Origin of the sequence: Psychrobacter sp. SZ93C1 (assembly GCF_015864635.1) — a bacterium.
Lineage (GTDB): Bacteria > Pseudomonadota > Gammaproteobacteria > Pseudomonadales > Moraxellaceae > Psychrobacter > Psychrobacter fozii.
Genome location: NZ_JADYWY010000004.1, coordinates 286,780 through 313,354, shown reverse-complemented (window position 1 = coordinate 313,354; position 26,575 = coordinate 286,780). Strand labels below are relative to the sequence as shown.

24 protein-coding genes and 1 tRNA gene are annotated in these 26,575 nt (G+C 42.0%); 8 read left to right on the top strand and 17 right to left on the bottom strand.

The genetic code is table 11. The annotated features are described in order from the left end of the window. Window positions 1-39: 39 nt before the first annotated feature. Window positions 40-705 carry a trimeric intracellular cation channel family protein gene (locus I6E83_RS07580; RefSeq protein WP_110922460.1) on the top strand — a complete coding sequence of 222 codons (666 nt, stop codon included), beginning with the start codon at window positions 40-42 and terminating at the stop codon, window positions 703-705. Between the two features lie 67 nt (window positions 706-772). On the opposite strand, the gene recJ is transcribed toward I6E83_RS07580, so the two are convergent. Next, on the bottom strand, window positions 773-2,584 hold the full coding sequence (gene recJ / locus I6E83_RS07575) for a single-stranded-DNA-specific exonuclease RecJ (RefSeq protein WP_197100870.1): 1,812 nt from the start codon (window positions 2,582-2,584) through the stop codon (window positions 773-775). A gap of 342 nt (window positions 2,585-2,926) precedes the next feature. Here recJ and I6E83_RS07570 point away from each other — a divergent pair, with 342 nt between their 5' ends. After that, the gene (locus I6E83_RS07570) at window positions 2,927-3,442 is read left to right on the top strand and encodes a hypothetical protein (protein ID WP_194197046.1); all 516 of its coding nucleotides are present in this window, start codon (window positions 2,927-2,929) and stop codon (window positions 3,440-3,442) included. Window positions 3,443-3,543: 101 nt separating this feature from the next. On the opposite strand, the gene I6E83_RS07565 is transcribed toward I6E83_RS07570, so the two are convergent. Beyond that, a complete protein-coding gene (locus tag I6E83_RS07565) occupies window positions 3,544-3,858 on the bottom strand; it encodes a hypothetical protein (RefSeq protein ID WP_197100869.1) in 315 nt (104 codons plus the stop codon). A 168-nt stretch (window positions 3,859-4,026) separates the two neighbouring features. On the opposite strand from I6E83_RS07565, the gene I6E83_RS07560 reads away from it, so the two are divergent. The 3 genes from I6E83_RS07560 (at window position 4,027) to I6E83_RS07550 (ending at window position 5,472) form a co-directional block, all read left to right on the top strand. After that, on the top strand, window positions 4,027-4,260 hold the full coding sequence (locus I6E83_RS07560) for a hypothetical protein (RefSeq protein WP_197100868.1): 234 nt from the start codon (window positions 4,027-4,029) through the stop codon (window positions 4,258-4,260). A 229-nt stretch (window positions 4,261-4,489) separates the two neighbouring features. After that, window positions 4,490-4,888 carry a hypothetical protein gene (locus I6E83_RS07555; protein ID WP_110922455.1) on the top strand — a complete coding sequence of 133 codons (399 nt, stop codon included), beginning with the start codon at window positions 4,490-4,492 and terminating at the stop codon, window positions 4,886-4,888. An 89-nt stretch (window positions 4,889-4,977) separates the two neighbouring features. Then, window positions 4,978-5,472: a hypothetical protein gene (locus I6E83_RS07550; protein WP_197100867.1), complete on the top strand. Its 495-nt coding sequence runs from the start codon at window positions 4,978-4,980 to the stop codon at window positions 5,470-5,472. Between the two features lie 121 nt (window positions 5,473-5,593). Here the strand turns inward: I6E83_RS07550 and I6E83_RS07545 are convergent, their stop codons facing one another. The 3 genes from I6E83_RS07545 to uvrB form a co-directional block, all read right to left on the bottom strand. Then, window positions 5,594-5,977 (bottom strand): hypothetical protein, encoded by a 384-nt coding sequence (locus I6E83_RS07545; protein ID WP_227669259.1) that lies wholly within the window; start codon window positions 5,975-5,977, stop codon window positions 5,594-5,596. Between the two features lie 174 nt (window positions 5,978-6,151). Continuing rightward, entirely contained in the window at window positions 6,152-7,204 is a 1,053-nt protein-coding gene (locus tag I6E83_RS07540; protein ID WP_320158385.1) for a histidinol-phosphate transaminase, read from the bottom strand. Between the two features lie 301 nt (window positions 7,205-7,505). Then, window positions 7,506-9,617, bottom strand: a complete 2,112-nt coding sequence (gene uvrB, locus I6E83_RS07535; protein WP_197100865.1) for an excinuclease ABC subunit UvrB — start codon at window positions 9,615-9,617, stop codon at window positions 7,506-7,508. Between the two features lie 388 nt (window positions 9,618-10,005). On the opposite strand from uvrB, the gene dps reads away from it, so the two are divergent. Continuing rightward, window positions 10,006-10,488: a DNA starvation/stationary phase protection protein Dps gene (dps, locus tag I6E83_RS07530; RefSeq protein ID WP_197100864.1), complete on the top strand. Its 483-nt coding sequence runs from the start codon at window positions 10,006-10,008 to the stop codon at window positions 10,486-10,488. 167 nt (window positions 10,489-10,655) lie between these two features. On the opposite strand, the gene I6E83_RS07525 is transcribed toward dps, so the two are convergent. The 8 genes from I6E83_RS07525 to I6E83_RS07490 all read right to left on the bottom strand — a co-directional run bounded on the left by I6E83_RS07525 (window position 10,656) and on the right by I6E83_RS07490 (window position 19,153). Next, the gene (locus I6E83_RS07525) at window positions 10,656-11,234 is read right to left on the bottom strand and encodes a DUF2059 domain-containing protein (RefSeq protein ID WP_197100862.1); all 579 of its coding nucleotides are present in this window, start codon (window positions 11,232-11,234) and stop codon (window positions 10,656-10,658) included. A 130-nt stretch (window positions 11,235-11,364) separates the two neighbouring features. Continuing rightward, window positions 11,365-12,447 carry a cation diffusion facilitator family transporter gene (locus I6E83_RS07520; RefSeq protein WP_197100860.1) on the bottom strand — a complete coding sequence of 361 codons (1,083 nt, stop codon included), beginning with the start codon at window positions 12,445-12,447 and terminating at the stop codon, window positions 11,365-11,367. 162 nt (window positions 12,448-12,609) lie between these two features. Continuing rightward, window positions 12,610-13,155: an acyl-CoA thioesterase gene (locus I6E83_RS07515; protein ID WP_197100858.1), complete on the bottom strand. Its 546-nt coding sequence runs from the start codon at window positions 13,153-13,155 to the stop codon at window positions 12,610-12,612. Window positions 13,156-13,232: 77 nt separating this feature from the next. Further along, window positions 13,233-13,643: a DUF2177 family protein gene (locus I6E83_RS07510; RefSeq protein WP_197100856.1), complete on the bottom strand. Its 411-nt coding sequence runs from the start codon at window positions 13,641-13,643 to the stop codon at window positions 13,233-13,235. A gap of 216 nt (window positions 13,644-13,859) precedes the next feature. Then, window positions 13,860-15,314 carry an SAM-dependent methyltransferase gene (locus I6E83_RS07505; protein WP_197100854.1) on the bottom strand — a complete coding sequence of 485 codons (1,455 nt, stop codon included), beginning with the start codon at window positions 15,312-15,314 and terminating at the stop codon, window positions 13,860-13,862. A 122-nt stretch (window positions 15,315-15,436) separates the two neighbouring features. After that, window positions 15,437-16,387, bottom strand: coding sequence for a DUF1365 domain-containing protein (locus I6E83_RS07500; protein ID WP_197100852.1), 951 nt, complete (start codon window positions 16,385-16,387; stop codon window positions 15,437-15,439). A 40-nt stretch (window positions 16,388-16,427) separates the two neighbouring features. Then, on the bottom strand, window positions 16,428-18,158 hold the full coding sequence (locus tag I6E83_RS07495; protein WP_197100850.1) for an NAD(P)/FAD-dependent oxidoreductase: 1,731 nt from the start codon (window positions 18,156-18,158) through the stop codon (window positions 16,428-16,430). A gap of 257 nt (window positions 18,159-18,415) precedes the next feature. Then, window positions 18,416-19,153 (bottom strand): SDR family NAD(P)-dependent oxidoreductase, encoded by a 738-nt coding sequence (locus tag I6E83_RS07490; RefSeq protein ID WP_197100848.1) that lies wholly within the window; start codon window positions 19,151-19,153, stop codon window positions 18,416-18,418. Between the two features lie 1,076 nt (window positions 19,154-20,229). Here I6E83_RS07490 and I6E83_RS07485 point away from each other — a divergent pair. Both I6E83_RS07485 and I6E83_RS07480 read left to right on the top strand, forming a co-directional pair. Continuing rightward, window positions 20,230-21,432, top strand: coding sequence for a pyridoxal phosphate-dependent aminotransferase (locus I6E83_RS07485; RefSeq protein ID WP_197100846.1), 1,203 nt, complete (start codon window positions 20,230-20,232; stop codon window positions 21,430-21,432). A 260-nt stretch (window positions 21,433-21,692) separates the two neighbouring features. Next, window positions 21,693-21,768: transfer RNA gene (locus tag I6E83_RS07480), tRNA-Asn, on the top strand. Between the two features lie 276 nt (window positions 21,769-22,044). Here the strand turns inward: I6E83_RS07480 and icmH are convergent. From icmH to I6E83_RS07460, 4 genes are all read right to left on the bottom strand, one after another. Further along, a complete protein-coding gene (gene icmH / locus I6E83_RS07475; protein WP_110922442.1) occupies window positions 22,045-22,857 on the bottom strand; it encodes a type IVB secretion system protein IcmH/DotU in 813 nt (270 codons plus the stop codon). 213 nt (window positions 22,858-23,070) lie between these two features. Then, on the bottom strand, window positions 23,071-24,417 hold the full coding sequence (gene tssK / locus I6E83_RS07470) for a type VI secretion system baseplate subunit TssK (RefSeq protein ID WP_197100844.1): 1,347 nt from the start codon (window positions 24,415-24,417) through the stop codon (window positions 23,071-23,073). Window positions 24,418-24,426: 9 nt separating this feature from the next. Next, entirely contained in the window at window positions 24,427-25,095 is a 669-nt protein-coding gene (locus I6E83_RS07465) for a hypothetical protein (RefSeq protein WP_197100842.1), read from the bottom strand. Between the two features lie 43 nt (window positions 25,096-25,138). Continuing rightward, a complete protein-coding gene (locus I6E83_RS07460; protein ID WP_227686624.1) occupies window positions 25,139-26,173 on the bottom strand; it encodes a M15 family metallopeptidase in 1,035 nt (344 codons plus the stop codon). Window positions 26,174-26,575: the final 402 nt, after the last annotated feature.

Below are 26,575 nucleotides of genomic sequence, written 5' to 3'. Positions count from 1 at the left end.
TATCGATTTATCATCATCAGAAACTAGTGAGACTTGATCATGTTGGCCATCTCTGTGGATCCTAAAGCACTAATCACTACGTTTGATCCACGCTCGCTGATATTTGTGTTTGATATGATTGGTATCATCGCTTGTAGTGTATCGGGCACGATACTGGCCAAGCACAAAAACTTTGATGTCTTTGGCTGCTTATTGGTATCAATCGTGACTGCCATTGGCGGCGGTACTGTTCGTGACGTGATTTTAGATCGTCATCCATTATTTTGGATGGTAGACATGAGCTACTTGACCGTTATTACGATATCGTCACTCGTGATGCAGATATTTTTTCATCCCAATTCTAGACGCGTTGATAAGTTTCTCAAACTCTCAGATACTATTGGACTGGCAGCGTTTACCTTAATCGGTATCAAGGTTGCCGATAGCATGGGCACGAATGTACCCGTGGCATTGTTACTTGGGGTTATTACCATTATCGTCGGCGGTATCATCCGCGATATGATCTGCAATGAAATTCCCTTAGTACTACAGCAAGAGATTTATATTACCGCAGCCTTGACCGGCGGTATCCTTTACTTTGTCTTACGCAATTTAGGCGTGACAGATTGGATTACTGATATCGCCACCATGAGTACGATTTTTACCTTACGCATGATGGCGATACGCTACGATTGGCAATTTCCGACATTGGAATGGAAGTACTGATATCCAATCAAAAAGCGACAAATGCTATAAGTGCGTTCAAACTTAAACGCACTGATACCTTATGATCTTAGCCCTGCTCTACCACAGCCAAGTCCTTTACCATAAGCTGTAGGCTTTGCTTACCATTCCACTCGTTGATGTCTAGCTGAAATAACAAATGTACTTGTTCGGCACGGTAATCCCATACATCACTATCAAAGTTAAAGTAAATCGCTTCAATTGGATACTGCACATCCGGATAGCGCAATGACAGTTTCAGATGTTTATCCTTTAAAACCTTAAAACTTAGCACTTCGAATATCCCATCAAATATCGGCGGTGCAAAGCCATGACCCCAAATACTGGCATCCGCTAAGTGCTCAGCAAACCATAAGCTAAAGTCACTCGCCTGCAACGCCCCATCTGTGAATTTCTGCTCAGCGAAAACGTCATCATTCATCTCTGCCATGACTTCATCAAAAGCTGTCACAAACCCATCAAAGTTACCACGCTTAATCGTCAAACCTGCTGCCATCGCATGACCACCAAAGTGAGTAATCAACTCAGGGTAACGCTCAGCCACTTGCTCAATCGCATCACGAACATGCACGCCAGCGATAGACCGTGCGGAGCCTTTTATAGCGTCCTCGTCACCTGTCCGAGCCGTATCTGCTGGCGCGAAGACAATGCTAGGCAAATAATGACTTTCTTTTAATCGTCCCGCAACGATACCGATCACGCCTTGATGCCAATCGTCTTGATATAAAACAATGCTTCTTTTAGCACCATTAACAGCTTTCTTCTCAGGCTTACTTTGGATGATGACATCACTGACTTTATCTATATCGTTATCCGTCTCCACTGCCAAAGCTTCCACAATATTATCTGCTTGCGTCCGCATCTCACCTTCTACCTGACGACGGGTACGGTTCAACTGCTCAAGCTCTTGCGCCAAGCGCTGTGCCGTACCCCAGTCTTCCGTCAACAAGCACTCAATACCGATGCGCATATTGTCCATACGTCCAGCTGCATTGATACGTGGTCCTAAGACAAAGCCAAAGTCCTGTGCATGCAACTGCTTAGGGTCACGGCCTGCCTGCTCAAGTAACGCTAAGATACCTAGGCAACAGCGCCCCTGACGGATAGCGTTCAACCCATGATGTACTAAGATACGATTGTTTTTATCTAGTACCCCAACATCGGCAATCGTCCCAAGCGCTACCAAATCCAAATATTGACTGACTTGTACGGTGGACTTGCCAGCCTCTCGGCGCAGCTTGGCTAAGCGTCCTAGCACATAGAATGCCACGCCCACTCCAACCAGTGCCTTACTGGTAAAGTCACAACCGAGCTGATTGGGATTGACCACAGCTTCAGCAGGTGGCGTCTGTTTGGTCGTCAGATGATGGTCAGTGATAATGACAGTGATGCCATCGGCCTGCGCACGAGCCACACCCTCATGACTTGATATACCATTATCCACCGTCACTATCATATCGGGTCGATAAGTCTCGATACCCAACTCAACAATCTCTGGCGTCAGACCATAGCCGTATTTAAAGCGATCGGGCACTAAAAAATCAACGACTGCGCCCATCTTTGTGAGCGCGCGCATCATCAGTGCGGTACTGGTTGCGCCATCACAGTCGAAGTCACCCACAATCAGGATACGTTGACCATCATCAATGGCAATATCTAACAAGCGCACTGCCTCAGTCCCACCATGTAGCATCTCTGCAGGCAGTAGACCTGATAGTCCTGTCTCAAGCTCATCGGGCTCAGTGATACCTCGACCAGCATATAAGCGGGCAAGCGTTAATGATTGAGCAGCAAGTGGCTGCAGCGCGGTGGGCAACTCGTCGACGCGAGTGCTGGTATAACGGGGGGTTAAATTTAGCATGGGTGTATTCTACTGGCTTTAGCAAAAGGTCACAATGGTCATTTCTAGCGGAACGGTTTATCATTTTTCTTGTTATTACATTACTATCAATCCTATTTGAGCAGCTATATATTACAGGTCATTCTTAGACTATATTTATACTCTATAAGACAGCCAGTTTACAAAAACGGTGCACAGTGACTGTATTTTTATGCATTTTGCTACAAAGCAATGATTGTATGCCTCTTATAAATCCATAAAATAGATAGCAACTGAGATATTTGTTATTCATTAAAACTATAATTCGATATTTTAGAGTGTTTTATTTTAATTACTTACTTCAATTATTTATAAGGAACCTTTATGAAAACCACACCAAACGCTGAAAAACTACCAAATACGATAGATCCTAGCTTAGACCTCGAACAAACAAAAAAAGAATGTCAAAAGCTGGTCAAAAAACGCGCTAAGTACTCTGCTGGTGTTGCCATCGTTCCTGTGCCTTTCTTTGATGTCGCTGTGGATGCTGGTATGCTTACCCAGCTATTGCCTGATATCAGTGAGCGCTTTGGTTTAATTGAAGATCGTCAGTCAGCTGTTGATTTAGAGTCACGAGCCGTTCATTGGGGCGCTTTAAAAGACCGTACCGTTGACTTCGCAGGACTAATGGCGACACGTGGTATCGTGAAAAAGACAGTACAAGGCTTCGGTGGTCGTATCGCTGCCAAGCAAGTGACAAAATTTATTCCGTTGGGTGGTCAAATGGTTGCAGCAACCATGGGTTATATGATTTTCAAAAAAATCGCCAATGACCATATCAATGAATGCTACAAATTAGCGAAAGAGATTCAAACCAAACAGCATGGCAAAAATGTATAAAATTACTTATTAAGTAGTATAAAAAACCAGCTTAGACTATTTGTCTTTGCTGGTTTTTTTATGTCAACTTAGCAACGCATATATGCATTTGATTTTGCTATTTAATGACAGCCTTTTTCATAATATATCTCCAACTCAGAATAATCTATATCGCTAACTATAATGATGTTATCAGCATACGGACGATACTTTCTAAGCATTATTTGTGCTGTCGGTTGCTTACCTAAGTAAATTACATTACCTTCAAGCCGAATATAGTTATCAAAACTAAATGCATCTCCCATGACTTTTGATCCAGAGCTTTTCCAATGACATTGCTGTATATGATGATCAGACATTACATATATGCTTCTTATAAAAAACAGGCTAGGTATCAAAGCAATTAAGATACATAAGATAAGTAACTTACGATTCATATGAGATTTTACCTCTAGTTAAAATCTATTTATATCAGTATTTTTTACTATGTTCCAAGATTAAAAGAGCGATACCTTCGCCAAATACATAAATACTCCATGCAAATTTCATCTACTTTATCTATTCAAATCGTTAAAGTAAGATAAATTTTATGTTGGATGCATGGCATGCCGAATCTTGGAATAAATATTTATGAGCTTGCGTCAGCACTGACGCTATTGTCAGGCTGCATCATGCTTTTCATTGCCTGTATTTCTGCAGCATACAATAACAGTTTTGATGACATTTCATGGAAGCACATCACCACATGGTTATTTGTCGTCGGTAGTTTACTAATGAGTACTGGATATATTGGTTACAAAGTCTACGCTTATTATCATCCTTATGCGTGGCTGGATTAACATAAAAAGTGGCTTGATTTTCCTTAAGTAAGCATTGATAGTGTTATTAACGTATTTTGCTGATAATATACGACTTGCTAAAGAGAAGACTAATTCCGACTAGCAAACATTAAGTCGTGTTGAACATTCGCAGATAGATATTGTCAGTGATATTGCTGAATAGTCAACACGCCCTAATTCGTATCAAGCATTGATCTTGAAAAATCATAAAACCTCAAAGGAAAATTCTGTGAAAAAACTCTTAGCTTCGACCGCTATGCTTGCTACTCTTGCTCTAGCTGGCTGTACATCAACAGGTACTGGCACGACTACAGGCACTACTGCTAGCACAGCCATGACGACTGCAAGTAGTATTGGTATGAATATATTTACATCAGCCATTGATACGCAATGCCGCAGCGAAATCGAAAAACAAAATGCATGGCGCGTTGCTAGTGTTGCGATGACTGATGCGCAACAAGAAACTGTCAAAACCAACGTCTGTGGCTGCGTCAGTGAGCAAGCCCCTCAACAAGTAACCATGATTGAATTGGGTAATGCAGCAATAGACTCAAGCTATCGCACTGAATTGGTCGCTAACGTGGTCGCTAAATCACTACAAAGCTGCTATACCAGTCTCGTTAAATAAGTTATTTATTAATGGCTTATTGATAAGAAAAGGGCTAGGTTATCATAGATAACCTAGCCCTTTTTTATATACTAATGTTGCGAACCACTATGAAACACATATTATTAGCATTGGCTATGACATTGTTTGGAACTGTCAATGGTCATACACACAGTCAAGATAATACAAAAGAAAAACTACGAACAGATACCAATGCAGAATTTAAGAGAAATATATCAAAATGCAGTATAGAGGTAGATGTTGTCACTGACTTTGGTAAGAAAAAAGAGTTTTGGCGAATCTGTAACTTAGATAACAACAATCGAATCATCAAAATAGAGTCTCATAGCGAAGATACTTATTATCAAGAAGCCTATTTTGAAAGAAACGGTAGTTTGGTTTATGCCGCAGAAACAGAAAGATATATGCCAAAAAACCACTTTACTCAGCAAGTCTGGCATTGCGAGTTTTATATAAATAATGGAAAACTGGTGACCATGATGTCGCTTGGACATGGCAAAACTGAGATGGATGACTGGAATCCAAACATTATTTTTGAAATGTATAAAGGTCGACTCGGTGAAATGGAAAAAATAAAAGAATAATCATCCAAAATATCTATATTAACCCAACACGACCGCTAATCAATCTTGACTCTCACCAGCTATAGAACACATTATTTCTTGAACAAGAGTCATGATCAGTATATAGCATAATCAGTTAAACCTAATACTTATCAGCCTCTGTAATAACGGCATCACTGCCTCCTAATGCAGGTGTAAGAGGCAAGACTTTGCTACGACGGAAATACTTAGAGTGACTGTCTATAATATCATTTACGTTACCTACCACATCATCGATGACATCATCATAAATTCCATGATGTAGCTCAGTCGCAAAAGAAGTAAAAGGATGCTTTCGAGCTGCGGCTCTGACGTCAGTAATTCCTGCCTTAGTATAAAAAATATTGACACTACCATCGCTATTTAGCACACAGGTCAACTCCCCTTCCTCAACCGTCATCTCTATTAGCTCAGGCTTAAATATATAGTCATCTACATCTAGTAACTGTTTTTCTATGCCCTTTTTAAATAATGCTTTAACGTCCATTATAATTATGTCCTTGTTATTCGATATTTTTTGATCTTGATAAGTCAAAAACAGCTATACACTGTGTTTGCTTATCCTATTAGAAGGACGGATGTTTGTTAAGGGGTAATGTGTAAAACTGCGTTTAAGGTTGGTAAAAACCAGATGCAAACTAACCGCTTAACCCAATGAAAATCACACCCAACCCTTCTCACGAAATGACTTAAGCACTTCTACAAATACTGCCATCTCATCAGGTCTGCCAAGCGTCAAACGATTGAAACCAGTAATAGGCGCAAACTCACGACCGACGGCAATGCCATGCTCGCGCATTCTATCGATATAGGTCTGTACATCGCCTTTTATCTCATGGAATATAAAGCTAGCCTGCGATGGCAAGTAACGCAAACCAAGCTCATCTAACGTCTGCTCAACCAGCTGACGTGATTGATTGGCGGTTTGCAAGCTCAATGCCAAAAACTTCTCATCATCTAAGGTCGCTAACGCCGCCACAGCACCAGATAAATTGGTATTATCAATTGATATAAATGCCTCTAGTTTAGCAATCATTTGCGGGCTAGCGACTGCATAACCGACTCGCATGCCAGCGAGGGCGCACAATTTTGAAAATGTCCGCACCACAACGATATTGTCTGAATGCTGCTCCCTTATCCAAGTAACACCACTCTCAAAGCTTGGGTCTGTCACGTACTCTGAATACGCTTCATCTAATAAAAAATAATGATTGTCTGGTGCGCTCCCTACCCATTCTTTCAGCTTATTTGTATCAGTAATCGTCGCGGTTGGATTGTTAGGATTACAGAGATAAAATAAGCTTATTCCGTCAAAGTCATCAGCCACTTTTTGCATGTTTTGTAAATCGAGAGAATAGCTTTCAGGTGTCAACGGTACTTTTACTACAGGTACATCGATAGAGGTTGCATATAACTCAGCATAGGCAAAGGTTGGATGCGGTACGATCACTTGGAAGTTTTTGCTTTCTCTCAAAGCTTTGTTTTGCAGCATCTGTACAACCGTACGGATGTTTTCGCTAGAGCCGCAGCCTAGAGATATTTGACTTTCTGTTACACCATTGATATCAGCAATTCGACTAATCAGAGCAGCTCGTTGATCGTCTGGATAACGAAACCCGATGTCTAAAGAGTCTATGACTGCTTGCTTGGCAGATTTTGCCATGCCTAGTGAGTTTTCGTTAGAGTTTAATTCTATTAAATTATTGGTAAGCACAATATAAATACGCCTAGTTAGTACCCATACCAAATATTGAATTCGCAGTGTCAGTATCAGAATTGCCAAGTTTATTAGACAATGTGCTTGTGACTGAAAGTTCTTACGACTGTTTATCACTGCTCTCATTATTTGGAATGATATGATTTATGGATGGAGAGACTCATTTTCATAAGTGCTGATATGGTAAGTGGCATCGATTATTATTACAAGGATTCTGATATCAAATGACGCACAAAAAAATGAGCCACAGAATATGTAACTCATCTCCTCTAACATCGAATAAAAGCCAAATCGCGCCTTAGATTAAATGCGCCTTTAACTCTAATACTTTATCACGCGTTTTTGCTGCATCTTCAAACTTCAAGTCACGAGACATCTGTTTCATAAGCTTCTCAAGACGGCTGATTTCTTTGGCAAGTAAATCAGGACTACGTAAGATGCTAATATCAACATCAGGCAGATTGCTCTTGATTGGAATCACTTGATTGTCATTGGCATTCTGGTCGTCACCGGTATCGATTTTATCCGTAATACTACGACGCGCACCCTTCGGCGTGATGTTATGCTCTAGGTTAAACGCCACTTGTTTTTCACGGCGGCGGTCCGTCTCGTCTATCGCCTTCTGCATACTATTAGTGATGCGATCTGCATACAGAATAGCTTTACCATTGATATGACGCGCGGCGCGTCCAATGGTCTGAATCAAAGCACGCTCAGAACGCAAGAAACCTTCTTTATCGGCATCAAATATCGCTACCAACGATACCTCAGGCATATCCAAACCCTCACGCAACAGATTGATACCGACCAGTACATCATGCACGCCAGTTCGCAGCTCATGAATGATTTGCATACGCTCGACAGTATCGATATCAGAGTGCAAATATGCGACTTTGACATCGTATTCTTTTAGGTAGCTGGTCAAATCTTCTGACATGCGCTTGGTCAACGTGGTAATCAATACACGCTCATCTTTTTCGCGGCGTTTGGTAATCTCTGATAACACATCGTCGACTTGCGTCAATACAGGACGTATCTCAATTTCCGGATCAATCAAACCAGTCGGGCGTACAACCTGCTCAACGACTTGCTCGCTGTGCTCAAGCTCATACAACGCTGGTGTGGCACTCACATAAATCGTCTTGGGCTTGATACGCTCCCACTCTTCAAACTTCATCGGGCGGTTGTTCATCGCACTTGGCAGACGGAACCCATAATTCACCAAGTTTTCTTTACGTGATCTATCGCCTTTATACATCGCCCCAATTTGCGAGACGGTCACGTGCGACTCATCAAGGAACAACAGTGCATCTTCTGGAATATAATCAAACAACGTCGGCGGTGCTTCTCCTGATGGACGACCAGACAGATGCTGCGAATAGTTTTCGATGCCGTTACAGTAGCCAAGCTGCTGTATCATCTCAAGATCATACTGAGTACGCTCTTTGAGGCGTTGCGCTTCTATCAGCTTGTTATTCTCACGGAAGTACTCAAGACGTGGCTCTAACTCCGCACGAATGGTATGGCTAGCAGCTTCTAGCTTATTACGCGGTGTCACATAATGTGACTTTGGATAAATGGTAATACGTGGCACGCTACGCACGGTCTTGCCCGTTAATGGATCGAACCAAGTGATTTTCTCCACTTCATTGTCAAATAAATGCACACGTACGGCCAACTGCTCAGACTCAGCCGGATAGATATCTAGCAGCTCACCACGCAAGCGATACGTACCACGGCCAAAATCCAACTCGTTGCGCATATACTGCATTTCTACTAGACGCTTAATCGTCGCCGTACGATCTATATTATCGCCCACGACCACATGTAGTAGCATTTTTAAATAGCTTTCAGGATCGCCCAAACCATAGATACAGGATACAGACGCGACGACAATCGCATCACGGCGCTCTAGCAAAGCGCGCGTCGCTGACAGACGCATCTGGTCAATATGATCGTTAATGGCACTGTCTTTTTCGATAAAGGTATCGCTAGCCGCAACATAGGCCTCAGGCTGATAATAGTCATAATAACTAACGAAGTACTCAACCGCATTGTTAGGGAAGAATGACTTGAACTCGCCATACAGCTGAGCCGCAAGCGTTTTATTATGCGCCATGATAATGGTTGGGCGCTGCGTCTCAGAGATAACCTTCGCCATGGTATAAGTCTTACCAGAACCTGTCACCCCAAGTAGCAACTGCTCATTCATCCCAGTATTGATACCATTTACCAGCTTTTTAATGGCTTGCGGCTGATCGCCTGCCGGCTCAAAATCTGTAACCATCTCAAAGGCACGACTTGATATTTGCGTACCAGACGCATTGACACCACTGATTTCAGCTTCGCCTTGGAGCTGAGTGGCCAATTGATTTAACTGACGCGATGAGCGCGGTTCAGGCATTCGCATAATAGATTTCTTATTCTAGATGTTTATAACAATATGGGGTCTGAGTGTTGGTTTTTAAAGGACAAGCATCAGCTGAATATGATGCTTACAGACATCAGTCTTAACCTGTATATAGATGCACAAGACAGCTATTCTATACGCCTGTTTTAGCAAAAAGTCTAAGACAGTTATAAAAAACTCACATGATTTTGGCTATATTTACAAAGCTTTTCATGGTTAACAAACTCCTTACACGACCACTCAACAAAGCCTAACGCTTGAGGGTTCCAATAACGATTTAAGCTGCTATTATTTATAACGAATCAACAAGCAGTACCGATACAACCTATCAAATAACAATAAGCTAAATATTTAATTCAATAAAACAAAATACATAATGGAGTAAGATATGAGAGAACGTTACGCAAGTGGAATATCAGACGAAACAGCCAAAAACATGGTGGAGCTGTTAAATGCAAATTTAGCCAACGTCATCGATTTAACGTTAGATGGCAAGCAGTGTCATTGGAATCTACAAGGTACTGGCTTTATCGGTGTGCATCAGTTATTAGATGATACGTCGGACCGTATCCTTGAAGTGTCAGATACTATTGCCGAACGTATCGTAATTTTGGGCGGTCAGCCAAACGGTTTGGCCAGTCGTGTGGTAGAAGAATCTATCTTAGACGACTACCCAACAGATATTACTGAAGTCGATCAACATGTTCGTGAATTGACCAGCCGCTACAAAAACGTAGCCGAGACATTGCGTAAAGCAATCGCTACTGCTGGCGATGCAGGTGACGAAGATACCGCTGATTTATTTACAGAAGCCAGTCGTATCATTGACAAAGATGCATGGTTCATCGGTGCAAACGCTCCTAGTAAGTAACCTTAATAAGTAATCCTAGCAAGTAACAAGCAGATAACTTACCGAGCATTTAAAACGTAAGTTTAAAATATAAAAAGGTCGCCGTAATTGGCGACCTTTTTTATGCTTGTAGACTTTTATATAAACGATTTTTGGAATGAATGATTCTAGGCTAACAAGGCTCTACATTACTCTTCAAGTTTAAGGGCTTCAATATCTGCAGCCATTCTTGGCATAATATCTTGCACCTTTTCCATCGTAGACTCCATAACGATAGGCATCACTTTTGTCATATAATCTTTCATCATAGCAGGCTGCTTATTAATAATACTTTGACCTGCTTCACTACTATAAAATGCTATCTGTGCATCAACCTCTGCTTGGTCAAAGTGCTGTTTCGCTGTCTCCATATAAACCTTGATAACTTGTTGATTCACGCTGTCCCTGTCGCTATTATCTGTCATCTCTTTACTATATTTACTGACAATACCTTCTAAACGTTGGCGCTGATCTGTACTCAAATTATCAATAGGTAGCGAAGATAACATCGACTGCGTCACTTGATCTGTGATGCCACTGTCACTAGACATGTCATTCATCATCTCAACGACCTTAGTGACCTTGATGAGTTTTAATAGAGAGGCATCCGTCGGTACTGCCGCTTGTACAGATAGCGTTGGCACCGCCATCAAACTGACCGCACTTATGCTTAAAGATACAGCAAATACGGTGTTCTTCAGTATAGCGCTCTTAAATAAAGTTCTCATATAATTATCACCCTATGGTTTGTTAGCTACTTTTTAGTGGACTATAGTCGATTAAATTAAAAGATAGTATAAGGCAGCCGAGTATAGATGTATATTGAATACTTCAAGCGAGGTTAACGCAGTAACAGTTTTATAATGGAGTAACTATATCTGGTAAAGTCAAAACATCTGCGTCTGGTACGGATAGTGTCAAGATAACTTCTTGAAACAATGGGTCTTTGCGAAATTGGTTTTCGATAGCTTCAAACTTATGAGCGATTTCTCTCTCTTTTTGATTACCGGCGATGTCGACTGCCGCCACCATAAATATTTTTTTGGGTCCTACCCACTCTAGATGTAAGTACGAGACACTATCGATATCTGCATGATTCAGTAACTCACTTAACGCATAGCCATGTATTTGCTCTGATACTTTGTAGCCAACCAAAAAGTCACGGTTACGGCTAATCAAAAATATGGCTACAGCGCCCAACAATATGCCAACGATAATAGAGCCTAATGCATCCCAAAATGGCTGTCCAGTATAAGCATGCATGCCCATCGAAGCAGCAGCAACCGCCAAGCCAATGACAGCGGCCAAGTCTTCGAAGAACACACCACGTAACGTTGGGTTAGATGTATTGATCACATAACCGATAGCACTGACATTAATTGCCTCACCATGCTTTTTGCTTTGTAAATAAGCTTGCCCCAATGAAAATCCTTCGAGCACAAACGCGACCGCTAATATAATAAAACCGATGGTATAGTTGGTCTCACTCTCCGCCGCATTCCATTCGGTGATACCCGTATAAATGGAGACGATAGAGCCTGCCATAAACACACCAAAGGCGGCAATCATCGACCAGACATACGACTCCTTGCCGTAACCCAATGGGTGACTGCTATCCGCAGGTTTGACTGCCTTCTTTTCTGCGACAATGAGCAAGGTACCGTTGCCAGCATCTGCCCAAGAATGCGCGGACTCCGCTATCATAGAAGCAGAACCTGTCATAACTGCTGCAACGGTTTTTGCAATAGCGATAACGAGGTTAGCCCCGACGGCAATCAATACCGTCGTCAATGAGCCAGAGTGTGGCTCACTTTCATCGGTGGCAACATTAGCAGCATGATTAGGGTCTACACTATCCATGCCAGCACCACGCGCAATTCGCGTGGTTGGTTGAGCGATAGTAGTGTCTTTCGATTTGGTTTCTGGCGGCTTCAGACTCATAGTAGCCTCGATACAGACGTGTTAAACATAGATATTTAGATACTCAACGGGATAGTCGACTCAAAGTGACTATCTCAAGATAGTTGGGATACATACTTAGGAACTTAGGAACTTAGGAACTTAGGAAGCGTAAATTAACTCACTACCTATATTCCCATTATTTTAACGCTCATGCTCATCATCCAACTCTCCGACCATCTCTTTTAACTCACAGCTTGGACGATGCGAGCTTTGCATACGCAAGTTTTTACGATCTAGCGCAGCATCAGCACGACACTGTTGCAGATTATTTTTAATCTCAAGTGGTGGCACTGCGGTTGGCTTACCTTTATCATCGATAGCGACCATCGTGAAGTAGCAGCTGTTGGTATGACGGACCGTACGACCACGCACATCTTCCGCTTCAACACGAATGCCAATCTCCATCGACGTATTTCCCACATAGTTGACACTGGCAGCAAAGGTCACCAGTTCACCCACATAGATAGGCTCTCGAAACATCACTTGGTCGACAGACAGTGTCACGACATAGTTACCGCTATACCGGCTAGCACAGGCATAAGCGACCTGATCAAGCATTTTTAACAAATCACCACCATGCACATTGCCAATGAAATTCGCCATATCGGGCGTCATGAGTATCGACATGTATAGCTCACTGTTTAAAGGAGCTTTTTGAGCGGATGTGCTAGTGTTAGATTGCGGCATGATAATCCTTATTTTTAGAAATTTTTATTTGTATATATTTGCATGCCAGTATGACAGATTTGATGACCTAATAATATTTAGCTGAGCCAATGAAAGCGATAAGCCAACCATGCAACAGCAGCGCTGACTGAACCCGTCAAAATCCCACCCCAAACAAAATCTACCAACGCTGTATCTAAGGTAAAGCCTTTATACAGTGCCAAGTTAGTAAAATCATACGTTCCATATGCCATCAGCCCAATCAAACCACCAAGCAAGAAAATATGACCGACAGATGCGCCTGCTTTGATTTGTGGATACAGCACCAAGATACAAAGTGCCAATATATAAAACATATAGAACACGCCAGCAGCCATCATGTTTGGCTCATCAGCCAATAGATGCCCGATACGCGACTCATAAAAGGCTCCTTTCATGGTCGTCAGCCAAACAGCATCGACACCTAAAAAGATAACCACAGCGGCGAGATAAATAAAAACGTAACCCATGATGTCACCCCTTATAAAATGAATAAAAACGGATAAAACTTATAATATCGATGAGGCGTTAGCGGTGACACGCTATTCTGGGTTCCTTGATAGACGCGCTACTCAAACAATATAAAATATCTCAATGTACAACCTTTCAATACATGGGTCTCAAACGGTTAATGCGTTATGAAACCTTACGAGCGCTAAAACGAAACCATATCCACATCAAAACATTTACACAGTCGCGGTGTCTGCCATGTTTTCATCATTAAAGACTGTCTCATCGTTCAAAACTGTTTTATGATTTAAGACGGCAGCTGGCAAATCAGAGAAATGCATTATATCGATGTTGTTTGGTTTCACTGCTGTCAACTGCACCACACCGATAGTCCGCTCTAAAAACCCACCTTCACAGTAGCAAAAGTAAAAGTTCCACAGGCGGATAAACGCTTCATCATAACCAAGCTCAACTATCTCTTCACGCTGCGACATAAATGCTAAGCGCCAATCTCTGAGCGTATGCGCATAATCAAAGCCATAGTCATGAAGCTGCTTGATAACCATGTCAGTCTGCTCAGTAAATTGTGTATTGAGCTCTTGGTTAGATAGTAGACAGCCGCCTGGGAATATGTGCGTCTGAATAAAATCGACCGAATTGACGTAGTCTTGATAATTTTGGTCGTTAAAGGTAATTGCCTGCAGTACCATCAATCCTGTCGGCTTGAGCAAACTATTACATTTAGCAAAGAACGTCGGTAAGTATTCGTGCCCGACTGCTTCAATCATCTCGATACTGACTAATTTGTCGTACTGCCCTGTCAGCTCACGATAATCCTGCTTGAGTAATGTCACTTTATCAGACAGCCCAGCTGCTTCGACTCGGCGCTGCGCCTCGCCATACTGCGCATCAGAGATGGTTGTCGTGGTAACTTTACAGCCATAATGTTTGGCAGCATAAATAGCAAACCCACCCCAACCGGTACCGATTTCGATCACATGATCATCAGCAGTCAATTGTAGACGCTGACAAATGAGCGCCAGTTTATGCTGTTGGGCATCGCTAAGAGATACATCAGGCGTACGATATACCGCTGATGAATACATCATGGTCTCATCTAAAAAACGCTGATACATGTCATTGCCCAAATCGTAATGGGCTAAAATATTGGACTTGGAGCCAGACTTATCATTGCTACGCAGCTGATGCTTGGCTTTTTCAAAGGCTTTACTGACGCCTGCAAAGCGATTCTCCAATTTATTCAATACGGCCAAGTTACGAGCTGCCAACCGAATCAAACCCGTCAAATCATCCGTATCCCACTCGCCGTTGATATAGCTATCTGCTAGCGCAATAGAGCCGCCAAGTAGCAGTTGACGATAGACAGCTGGATCATGGATGGTCAAGGAGACATGTAAAGAGTGACGACCCACTGCCGAACTACTGGTTACCATAGAAGACTCACTGCCAAAACAGCTGGTCTTAGGCGCCTCATTACCGAACGATTCGATGAGAGTAAGGCTACCAAACTGTATATGCTGCAACGCGCGAAATATCAACTTCCTTGCCACTTTATTGACCCCGCCACTGACGGGTTTTAGGACAGCGCTCTCATTGACCACTTTGCTCATCTGTGCAGTTAATTTCTCTAATGTTGAAACAGGTGCTCGATCGGTCAGTCTGGCTGGCATCGTGTATTTATCCTTGTCTAAATGCTTTTTTGGTTGGTCTAACATTCATGAAATTTTGGGATTTCTAATGACTTTAAATAGCTAATTGCTTTGAATGGCTAATGACTGTCTTTTGAACTGTTTTATTTTTGCTGTTGGCTATCTGCTAGCTTTTCATCGTAATTGATATAAGGGACTTTTTTGAACGCATAGAGTTTAAAAGCATGCCAGTAGATACGAGTCAAAGAAGTCAGATTCATCACTGGATTTTGTCGTAAGCTTTTGCGAATAGAGATGTCAGTCATTGGCACACCAGACATCTTTATACCCGTTTTTAGCACTTCACCACGCTCATCACTGATATTGATTGCTATACGAACTTGCAAACAGTTATCTGGCTGTTTTTTCACCTTAACCTGCCAGCGATAAAGCTGGTCGATAGGATTAAAAGGTGAGACATGAAAATCTTTATCATGACAGAACTCCGTCTCCTCACCATCGAGTAAAAACCCATAACAATGACGCTTATCCCATGGCGTATTGGACACCTCAGCCAATAAATGAGTTGGTGTCTGCTGCTCGTCAAATCCTAAATAGAAATTGACTGGGCTGAAGTACAAGCCGACATTACGACAGACTAGCAAGCCGACCATATCGCCGGTCGGTGCGCTACCTGAATACGCAACGAAAGCATCACGCAGACGATGATTGAGTGCTTGAGTAGGATTTAAATTAATATTGCCATTGGTAGCGTTGTTGTCGTTATCTTCATTGCCGCTTAAACCCTCTAGTTTCTGCAAATAATCATCAGGGCAAAACTGCTGCAAGGCTTTTTTATTTGCTGAGAATAACGGTAGTCCTTTTGCTAAAAGCCCTTGTAATGGCAATTTTTTTGTAAGGCTATTTTTGCTAAAAATATTTTTACTTATTTCAGGGAGTGCTTGCCCTGCAGCTAGTGCGCTGATATTGACGCCCCAATAGCGATACGGGTAGACAAACTTATTCACACTTGGCAGTAGCCGGCTGTGCCATGTTGTCCCATGAAATAACTGATGTGGTAAGGCATTATTAGACGAGTAGTCTTCGTTAGACATAGCACTCTCTTTAGTGGTGTTTTTTATTTTAATTCTAAAATTACTTCGAGTTACGATAACCAAATAAGCCACGTTTTTTCTTCTGACCACCATCTATGACAGTAGACTGTAAACGCTCAGCATACTCAACCAGCTCCTGATTGGTGGTCGCTCTGATGACTTCACGCTTATTAATTTTACGTAACTTGGTATCTGCCTTTATCGGCATGTCTTTATAACGGAATGGCGTATGAGCACTATCAGCATCTGGCAAGTGAGTCAGATCAACGTCGTCTTTTATCTCAATATTATGACCCAATGCCTGACAGACACGTAAACCACTACGCACACCATCTTCATGAAAGCCATTGAACCAATACGCACCGCAAAAATGCGTGTGCAAGCCGTTACCAGAGATGCTAGACCATTTGGTTTGTGCGTCAATCATTGCGAGGTCAAATACTGGATGGCTATAATCAATGCTTTTGATAACTTGCTTGTCATCGATATTTCTATCGACGGTTTCTGGATTAAGTGTCACTAGATAGTTATGCTGCTTGGTGAGTCGCTGCAGGATATTCATATGATACGTCAGTACGGGCTTAGCAGGGGTTGGTGTACTTTCAACAGCTTGCCCTGTCTCCGTCGTGTTACCCGACGCTGTTTCATCAATGAGGTAGTTCCAACTTGCCCATGCCAACGGTTTTTTAGGTAGGACACTGATGTCGGTATGAAGTACGGCTGTATTTTTGGTAAAGCGGAAATGCCCCAGCACTTCAGACTCTTCTGTACTGGCATCTTTTAAAATCTTCAGCGCAGTATCTGCATGACAAGCAAAGATAACTTCGTCAAATACAAGATTTTCGATCGTGTTATCAGTGTTACCTTTGTCCTGAACCGTCAATAATACTTGCTCACCATCACGAACCACTGACTGTACTGGGCTGTTTACTCGCACTTCGCCGCCCCCTTTGATAAAGCGTGGCACTAACTTATTAACGTACTGTTTAGAGCCGCCTTTAATCGTGAACCACTGCGGACGATTGACCACATCGAGCAAGCCGTGGTTGTCAAAGAACTGTGCAAAAAACACCAATGGGAAGTCTTGTACTTCATCCAGACTGGTCGACCAAATAGCAGAGACCATTGGTAGTAGATAGTTATCTGTGAACAGATTGCCGTAGTTTTTCTGTGTAAGGTAATTACCAAGTGTTTGCTCAGTGAAGGCGCTGACGTCTTGCCCTTGAGCACGTGCAACTTCGTAATCTTGGCGGAGTTGCTTGATATGTTTATTGAACTGTAAGATGTCCTTGATAAATCGCCAAAATTTTGGATTGAGCACGTTCTTACGCTGCGATAGTAATGTGTTGAGCGTGTGACCGTTGTATTCAAAATGACGTGCGGTATTTTTTACCGAAAAGCTCATGTCTGTCGACTGGAACGGTACTTTTAAGTCATACAACAAACGAAAGAAGTTAGGATAAGTACGCTCGTTAAAAACAATGAATCCCGTGTCTATCGCACTGGTTTCCACATTGCCCGTTTTTGCTTTTTTGCCATCTTGGAGTGCCACATCAATCGTATTCACATGCCCGCCGATGTAATCATTGGCTTCGAACACTGTTACGTCATGTTGTGCCACGAGGTAATGAGCACAAGTCAATCCTGACACACCCGAACCAATAATAGCGATACGCTTTTTGGCTTGGACGCTAGACGCATTTTTCAAAACATTACTGGCTTCGTTAGAGACTATTTCTGTGTTCTTACGTTTACGGCGGATAAACGACATACATGCGTTCCTTTCTATGTTTTTAATGATCTGTTTTTAACGACTTGTTTTTAGCGATTTATTTTGAACGACTCTTTAGGGCGTGTCTTCATTTCAAAAATGGTGATAAAAATGAGATAAATTGCCGTCAAACAAGAAAAATAGCGCAGATAATATCGGGATATTAACCAGCTATTTGACGATGTTTGGCAAGATTTAGCCATTTTTAGCCCATTTAGATAACTATCGGGTGAATTGAAGACACGCCCTAGTATCAGTTATTTTTTATTAAGCTTTCCACTGACTTGCTGCCAGACCAGATCTGGCAATGCACCCAGCGCTTTCAATGGCAAGGTTAGCTTTTTAGGGAATTCAATCACATCATGCCCGCTCGCTATACCGTCGCGAATGGCCTGACTTGCCTGAGCTGGTGTCTGGATAAATGGCATAGGGAAATCATTTTGTTTGGTCATTGGTGTTTCGACAAAACCAGGCACGACCAAGCTGACCGATACATCATGCGGTGCAAGGCTAATCTGTAGAGTCTTCATTAAGTAATGAATGGCCGCCTTTGAGCTGCCATAAGCCTCAGCACGGGCAAAAGGCACATAAGCGGACGCTGAACCAATACCAACCAAGCGACCTTTTGAGGCGATTAACTTAGGCAAAACGCCTTCAATAGCGTGCGACAATGTCCCCATATTCACTGACATAACTTTCATAAATGACGCACTATTAAAGTTCGGCATATCTAGATATTCACACGTGCCAGCACCGCAAATCGCCAAGTCAACATGCTCCAATGTCTCAAAAGCAGCAATGACCTTGTCTCGATCCATGAGGTCTAAATCAATGGTCTCAGCACCCAATGATTTTAGCTCAGCCAATGCGGCATCATCACGGCCAACAGCATAGACATGATGGTCGTCTAACAAATAATCTTTAGCTAATTGATTGCCAATACCTGACGTTGCACCAGTAATGAGAATGTGTTGTTTCTTGGGAGAGTTTGTCATTGTCAGCTTCCTTTGTTATGTCTTCTATAATATATAAGTCAATGCTTAGCCAGATATTAAATACTCAGTTATTATTGTTTTTGGTATATAACATTAATCGCATTTCATTAAGATAATGCCTATTTTATTTAAGAAATCTAAATAATTATAGTGTACCGATACAGGTTTATTGTTGTGACTTCGCAATTAAAATACGTATAAGAGTACAAATTTTTTCGGTTTATCTAGTCAATGATAACGCTATGAATAATGACATTAACTCCTATTATTAAGACGTCATTTTCATTCTGTAAAATATTGGTGATAATTCGATAGAGGTTAGTTAGTAGAGAAAAACAGCGCAGACAATATAGTGTGAATAACATAGAACTGCTAAACAGCTATTTTGCAAAATTTAGTCATTGTTAGCTCATGTATATAACTATCGATTGAATGTTGATTAAGTTGAATATACGTCTTGGCGCCTTGGGACAGCAAAATACCTAGATGCTACAATATTACAATCAAAGCACATTTATTATTCAGTATTATTTATAGTCTCAACGGCTTAAAAAACCACCTCATATTCGACACGCCTACAACTATCAATAGTCCATCAAAATACTATCATGAGACAATTATTTAGATCACTTATACCACTTTTATTTTTTTGCTTAGCAGTGGCTTGTAGCAGTGAAGTAGAACAACCATTCAGTTTGGATTATCTATACAGTGCGGATCCTACAGCTGATGCTCTGAAAGCAATTTCGAAGGGTGATTTACACGTTTATGCCACTTACAGTGGTGGTCCCTACACTCCCGAAATAAAGCGAGGGTGCGTTAGCGATGAAAATATTGTTCCAATAATAGGAACTACACATGGATATGAAAATTATAAGCAGCATCAATTCAATACTTCAGCGGATTTATACGCTAAATATTATAATTTTCAAATTAAAGCTTATCTCATTAGAAACGGAGATAAATGTTTGAGCTGGATAAACTAGGGTTAATATCATGTACTGGTTGCATGGAGCACGTTATACAATCAATATCAGCTGTTCACCCACTCTACTCTAATACAAAAAGGATACCTCATGAGCGAGATACAATTGTCTAACCGCGTCAACAACATCAAACCGTCACCGACTATGGCCATTACCAATAAAGCCAAAGAGATGAAAGCTGCGGGCAAAGATATTATCGGCTTAGGCGCTGGCGAACCTGACTTTGATACACCAGAGCACATCAAAAAAGCAGCGATTGACGCCATTAATAATGGCTTTACCAAGTACACTGCTGTTGATGGCACGCCAGAGCTGAAAAAAGCCATTATTGAAAAGTTTAAGCGTGACAACGACATCAGCTATGAGCCAAACGAAATACTAGTATCGGCCGGTGGTAAGCAATCATTCTTTAACCTTGCCCAAGCCTTTATCAATCCAGGTGACGAAGTTATCATTCCTGCGCCTTACTGGGTCAGCTATCCTGACATGGTCATCATCGCAGAAGGCGTACCCGTCATTGTCAAATGTCCTGCTGAGCAAGACTTCAAAATCACTGCCGACCAGTTAGAAGCAGCCATCACTGATAAAACCAAAATGTTGGTATTGAATAGCCCATCTAACCCAACGGGTATGATTTATACGTTAGATGAGCTAAAAGCCATTGCTGAAGTCTTGAAAAAACATCCACAAGTCTATGTAGCCTCAGATGATATGTACGAGCATATCCGCTGGACAGGTGATAAGTTCTACAATATTTTGAATGCTGCACCTGAGCTGAAAGACCGCGCTATCATCTTGAACGGTGTCTCGAAAGCGTATGCCATGACAGGTTGGCGTATTGGTTATGCTGGCGGGCCTGCCAAACTAATCGGTGCCATGAAAAAGGTGCAATCACAATCTACCTCATGCCCAGCTTCTATCAGCCAAGTCGCTGCCGAAGCGGCTATTAGTGGCGACCAAAGCGTACTAGAACCAATGGTAGCGGCTTTCGAGAAGCGCTGTGATTTGGTCGTGAATGGTCTAAATGCCATTAAAGGTATTACTTGCCTGCGCCCCGATGGTGCATTCTACGTATATCCAAATATCGTACCGCTCATCAAAGCTGCTGGCCTGTCGTCATGCACAGAGTTCTCAGCATGGTTGTTAGACAAGGTTGGCGTGGCAGTCGTGCCTGGTGATGCATTCGGTCTTGGCGGTTACATGCGTATCTCTTACGCCACTGATGAAGCCACATTAAAAGATGCCTTGTCACGTATCGAGCAAGCAGTTGCGGATTTAGACGTTGCTGAATAAATCATAATGGGCAATCAGTATTACAAGTGCCTTTATAAAAAAGACGCCCTATAGAGTGTATAGGGCGTCTTTTTTTTGCGAGATTCTTAGGCATAATTAAGAAAAACACGTTATCTCATCATTAAAATGACAATTTTTACTAATTATGCAAAAAAAAGCTTGACGTATTTTTTATCTTTGCTAGAATACGCCCCACTTAGCAAGAACTCGTTAGAGACTTTCTAAGCTCGTTGTAAGCGTATTTAATACTTGCAACCTATTCTCCAATAGCTCAGTTGGTAGAGCAACGGACTGTTAATCCGTGTGTCCCTGGTTCGAGCCCAGGTTGGAGAGCCACATTTTAGTAGTAAATTTTTTGAATTATTATTAATTCGATTATGGCATTTGCCAAAACCCTCATCAATTTGATGAGGGTTTTTTTATGTCTGCTATTTTCTTAATCTATATATGCAGGACGGACAATACAGATCAAATAATAGATACTATGCGCACAAAAAAGGCATTCGTATAGTTACTATTTATATAGTTGCTATACAAATGCCCTTCTTATATTGCTGTCTGCTCGTAGAATCAATTTAGAGCTTCTACATACTTACCACGGCATAACTGTCATTAAGGTAAGAAAATCGAAATATGAGCCTGCTCTTTGTTCTCTTGAATCACATTATCATAGGCGGATAGCTGCTCGTTAGAGAAACTATTGGTAAATTGCCACATGGTTGCAAATATCACCGTCAATAATACCGCCATCACCGCCAAAATAATCCATAATGGCGTTTCGCTCGTAAGCGTATGTTTGATCTGATCAGGAATCGCCCAAAATGGTGAAAACTCGTTTTTGTTACCGCGTAGATGTTCAATCTCATCACCCAGTCGTGAGATAAGATAGCGGATTTTTTCAGGTGCTTCTAAACGATACTTTCCTTGAAAACCAAGCAGCATTGCGTAGTGGTAAACTTCTAGGGCTGGCAGACGCTTCTCCCCTTGCTCTCGCAATCCATCTAGACGGTCGAAGAACTCATTACCAGCGACTTGTGAGCCAAACAAATCCAATTGCAACGGATTGAGCTCCCAAGAATCTTTTAGAGTTTGAAACTCTGGCTCTTGCGATGTCATGATAGTTTCATCAATCAGCGCACAATACGCGTACTTGGCTTCATGGATATCTTCTGACAGAAATCCTTTTTTGCGCGCATTCATCTCGAACTTATCTAAAAAATCATATATTTTTTGACGAAATTTGCGTGGCTCTGTACTGAAATAGTGATTCCGCAGTAAAAATACCAAATAAAAGCCGTCATACATGATATCAACCAGCGACTGGCTGCTGATACGTTTATCAAGGCCCGTTGCTGAGACTTTTGAGGCTACCTCACCTGAATCTAATAGCGAAGGCGCAGAACCCGTTGAATTATTCCCTGACATGATTGTTCCTAATGCTTATTATTTTGCGAATACTAATTTAAAAGCACTGACGAAAAGTACTGACGAATAGAAATCCTTAACGACTGTTGATGTATAAACTAATAGATACATTGGTATATAAATACATTGATAGATAGTCGTTAAGTAGAATCACTTTGCCTGTTTATATAAAGCTGCACTCAAAATTGAAAACGACAATAGCGATTAAAGAGACTACTGTACGATAGCCATCAGTTCAATTTTTAAGTCATCAAAGCCATTTGGCACATAAATACAGATAGATTCAGACTTTAGCATCTCGTCATACAGCTCACCTACCGGCTCAATAGTAAAGTAGCTGAATCCAGGTCTCACAGGTATCGCACTAGGCACTTGAGTAACGTGTGACACGGGTGAGCCTGGAAGCGCGGATAAGACTCGTTTCTCTACTGAATCGGGGGTCGCAATCTTAAAGCGGCGCGGTACGATATCGATGAGCTCATGCATCGGTAGCGACGAGCTAATAGACAGATACAGCTGTGAGCCACGTGTAATCTTGTCACTGCCCAGCTCACCAGTATAGTAAGACGGCTTATTCTGACGTAATGGAATCGATATAAAGTTACTCGCAATGACCGTATTGAGTAGCTCACGAATGATCAGAATAATACTCACAAATGACTCATTGGCATTATCATGATGATAAGCAGGCAAATCACCTACTTTATATAATGAGCTAAAAGTCGCTAACTGACTGGCCACATTCAGCAGCGCTTCATAGAGACGTTCGGGATGTAATTTAGCGTTGTTATATAAATGACTCAACTGAGAATATGCCGTATTCAGCGTATGTAACAACCAGAAAGAAGCAATATCTGAAGAGCGGAATTCTAGTAAGTCATTGTTGGACTGACGATGATGATCGTACAGCGAAGTAGACTTGGTATTAATCATGGTCATCAAACGATAGACCTGACTCACAAGCGCAGCATTACTCGTAATATGTACGCTCGGCACGATGTAATCATCGTCCACTTGATAAACACCTTGGGTCGTACGTACCAGCTTAGCAACCAGTAGAGACACAGTGTCTTGACTAGGCGCTTGCACGGAATGACTTAGCTGTAAGCTAGGTGATAACTTAACGACATCAATAACGGCTTCGGCGGCTTGGCTATACAAATCCTGCGCCTCAACAGCACCTCTGACATAGCGAGCAGGGTTGTCACTGTGGTCGGTCTGTATATTGCTACCACCACTATGGACAATCTCTAAGCTCAAAAATACAAAAACTTCATCACCATTGTCTTGAGTATCTAGCGTAATGGCTTTTGGCAACGTATCGGTACGAGGAGCCTGATATATCGTGCCATCTGGTAGTACAGCATAAATACTCTGAAAGCTTAATAGATTGCTTTCCAAAAGTTGTTTGTCGATCTGCACATCCGATACGCCATAAGCATAGGGATGCATCAGCATCATGCTCAATGCTCGCTGCGAGTCATGATAGGTGTCTTGAATTTGAAAATGCTGAGGTCGTAAGAATAGCCCCTCGCCCCATAGTACTTTATGTTTACTCAAGACAATCTCCTACGAACAGCTGACAAGCGGCTGCTGATAATATTTAAGTTTGGTGGTAAATGTGGGTGCCTGATCTGGGCTGATACCTTCTACGATACTCACATCGCATGCGCCAATATTCAGAGTAAGTGGGGTATCAAAATTGAGACTGGTAATAGGAATAAGGAACTGTGAGCGCTTTTTGGTATACCTCAATCCCACTTTTACTGCGATAAAGCGTGCATCCTGTGGAATATTCAATGTCAAATTACTCTCACGATTGGGCACGACACTGACCTCTTTCGCTGCTAGCGATTCGATGTCAGTGAACTCGCTTTCTTCTTCCAAAAACGCAATATAAGCAGTACTCGCTGTACCCTGCTTTGCGCGTCCCGCATTGGCATTGGCCGATGGTTTGATCGTCAATGTGACCTGCTGACGCTTTAGCTGTTGCTGCAACGCCTGCTGCTCGGCAAGCATTGTCTCTAGCTGTTGCTGCTGCTTCTCTAGCTGGCCTTTTAGATTCTGTAAATCATCATTGTCACTGCTAATGATGTCTTTTATCTTATCACCAATACCAGACTCGCCAGCCAGCTCAGAGGCTTTATCATTTGATTGACTAAATCTGTCCGTGCTACATCCTGTGAGCACGCCACTTAACAAACAGGCAGTGGCTATTAACGCTGTCGGCAATGTCATACATCTGTCCATATTTTCAATTTACCTTGAAATATTATTATCATTATTGACTGGTCAAAATCTCTGCCATTTCTGGGCGACCGAGTACGCCTTTTTTACGTAGCTCAACATGCCCGAGATCCATCATTCGCCAGTCACCACCCCACACAAGTCCGGCAGACTTGGCTACTTTACCATATAATTTGTAGCCCCGCATCGCCCAAGGATCCTTTTCAGTTATGACAATCTTGCCGTTTCTGATAAAGGCACTATCACCTGCTAAACCAAACTGATGATAGCTCTTATATGAGCCTGCTTTTGTCACATGCGTTCCTTTTTTGAGCAGTCTGCCTTGCCTTTCAGGGCTACGATACCCTTCTAAAAGCACCATATCATAGCCATACTGATCACTCATCACCTTATACACAGTCAACAGCCGTTGAACAAATTCCGAGTTCATCTTTTTCCAATTACGGTCAGCATTCTTGATGTTTATATGACCACCACTCAAATGCGAAGCCAACATGTCACCTGAGTAGCCAGTGCTATGATCTAGCGCATTTAAGTTAGACAGGTCAGGTTCAGGCATCATCAGCGGTCTATCTATCAGACTCACGTCCGTCTGAGCATCCGGCCAATAGTCCACATCCGCTTTGCTGGCTTGATAACTTGCAATCTCAGCATCGAGCTCATCAAATAGCTCTTCTGGTGGCGTTGGTGGCGGACGCAATCGCTCTCCTATCAGTAATTGGCTGATTTGTGTGCTGGTAGTGCTGGGTACGGTATCTTTCGCATGGTATACCGCCAGAGAATGATTGTTAATCAGCGCATAGCAAAGACCAGCGGTTGCCATGACAATCAATACCGACAGTGCTGATATAACCGGGACACGAGAGACATCGATACGCGAAGCCATACTACTCAGCTGCCGGATACGAGAACGGAATGGTTTTGCTTGTGGCTTGACGGCTAAGCGCTTAATTTTGAATCTGAATAATCGCTGAAAACGAACAGCTACTTTATTAAACAGTCGCGCGCACAGCTGCCTATCAAACAGCATGATAATCATGATGATAGAGACAATAGTAAATGCAGACACAGTCCAGTAAATCATAAAGAAGCAGCAACGACAGTTAAGGCGATGAAAACAAAAACAAACAGGCGTTTATTATTGGTATTGCGCAAGTATTATATAGACAAATGACCACCGTTTAAAATAAAGCTGACTTAATTACGTTAATTTTCTTATCTTTCCGTTTGCTTTTTTATTTATAAGTCATTTTATATTGAGATTATCTTATAAACTCTCACTTACAACCCTTTATATACCTTATTTTTATAGATATTTTTTGTTTGAGTAGACCGTCATCGATTACGCACTCCTTCCATAAGCAAATGACATATAAGTAAAATAAAGTCATCAAATATAGTAGAAAGTAGTCTATGAATGCCCTAAAATACTGCCTAGCAAGTTTATCTACATAGTAACAATGATAATAAC